1 protein-coding gene is annotated in these 252 nt (G+C 60.3%); it reads right to left on the reverse strand.

Annotation, left to right across the window (positions count from 1 at the left end; translation table 11 throughout):
• A partial coding sequence (locus VC352_RS24935; protein ID WP_322982169.1) for a hypothetical protein occupies positions 1-252 on the reverse strand: 252 nt, incomplete at both ends.

Below are 252 nucleotides of genomic sequence, written 5' to 3' on the forward strand. Positions count from 1 at the left end.
GTATGCTATGAGAAGTTCCTGCGCGGGAAAATCCGCCGTGCCGACTTCGCAGGCTTCGAGGTTGACGATGGCGATATCAACCCGATCATCAAGCCACACCAGCGCGCAATCGTGCGCTGGGCGGTTCGCGGCGGTTGCCGTGCGATCTTCGCAGCCTTTGGCCTGGGCAAGTCGGTCATCCAGATCGAGATTATGAGCCTGATCCAGCAGCATGCCGGCTGCCAGGTACTGATCTGCATTCCGCTCGGCGTG

This window comes from Pseudomonas sp. C11 (genome assembly GCF_034683865.1).
Lineage (GTDB): Bacteria > Pseudomonadota > Gammaproteobacteria > Pseudomonadales > Pseudomonadaceae > Aquipseudomonas.